We start from the raw sequence: 880 nt of genomic DNA, 5'->3' as shown, positions 1-880 counted from the left end.
GAGCTGGACGGGCTGCCCGCCCGCGTCCCGGCTGACCGCGCGGATCGCGCCGGGCAGCAGGTCGCGGACCCATTCGCGCAGGCCGGCGTCGCCTTCCGCCCGCCCCGCGGACCCGGCGGACCCGGCATCGGCGGCCGGGCCGGCGGCGGCGGGGTCGGAGGCGGGGTCGCGGTCGAGCAGGTAGCTGCGCCGTCCCGCGCGCACGACGTGCTCGGCGAGGCTGCACCCGCGGCGCAGGTCGTAGCAGCGGGCCGGCGCGGCGGGCGGCGGCACGAACAGCACCGGCGGCCCCGCCGGGACCACCCCCTCCGGCGGCCGGTAGCGGCGCACCCCGCGGGCCTCCCCGCCGCCCTCCACCGGATCCGCCGGCATCGGCCGCAGATCGGCGAGATGGCCGTGCCGGGCGAGCTGGAAGGCATTGGCGGCGGCGTCGCGCACGCCTCGCGGGGAGAGGATCATTTCGCCATTATCCAACCGTCCTGGCAGAGCACGGCGCGAGGCCATTGACCAAAGGCGGCCCGGCACCCTTCACCGCATTAATACACTGGTCAGCGCGGCCGGGAAATCTCCGCCGTGTGAAGCCCGTGTTAATTCGTCTTGACAGCACGGCCCGGCGGGTCCGTAATGGGCGTGCGGGCCGGTCCGGCGGTGGCACGCTCCAGTTGCCGCCCGGCGGCGCCGGCCCGACGCGAACGCCCCGCTCTCGCGCCACCGCCGCGACGTCGCGCATAATGTCGGTTACACCCAGTAGCAGGGGCGCTACCGGGGCGGGCGGCAGGTGGGTGCGTGATGACGACCCTCGATCCGGCGAACTCCACAGGCACGGCCTCCGCCGCGGGCGCACCGGAGGGCGGGGCCGCGCTCCCGGGCGCGCCCGTCC

General features: G+C 76.7%; 1 pseudogene. It reads right to left on the bottom strand.

Annotated features, from left to right (window positions below):
* Positions 1-459 (bottom strand): annotated as a pseudogene (locus F9B16_RS52195) (hypothetical protein); the annotation flags it as partial.
* Between the last annotated feature and the right edge of the window lie 421 nt (positions 460-880).

Source organism: Actinomadura montaniterrae (assembly GCF_008923365.1).
GTDB lineage: Bacteria > Actinomycetota > Actinomycetes > Streptosporangiales > Streptosporangiaceae > Spirillospora > Spirillospora montaniterrae.
Note: the sequence above shows the minus strand (reverse complement) of the source record. Positions and strands in the feature narration are given on the sequence as shown.